The 219-nt window shown below is 47.0% G+C and carries 1 pseudogene; it reads left to right on the plus strand.

Annotated elements, in window-relative coordinates:
- Nucleotides 1-219, plus strand: a pseudogene (locus tag B4J23_RS11815) (PAS domain-containing sensor histidine kinase); the annotation flags it as partial.

Here is a 219-nt window from a genome sequence, read left to right on the forward strand (position 1 = left end):
TGCCGTTCAGGCGATGACAGAAAACAAGGATTTCTTTGTCGAGCATCAACCGGAACTTATTTTAAGAACCCGAATTCAGCGGCTTTATACCATTAGTGGTGTGATTCACCGATCTGTGGTTCGAATCGACATTGAAGATAATGGTCCTGGTGTTCCAGACGATATTATCGAAGCCGTGTTCTACCCGCTTGTGACCAGCCGTGCCAAAGGTACCGGACT

Origin of the sequence: Acinetobacter sp. UBA3025 (genome assembly GCF_002367915.1) — a bacterium.
Classification (GTDB): Bacteria; Pseudomonadota; Gammaproteobacteria; order Pseudomonadales; family Moraxellaceae; genus Acinetobacter.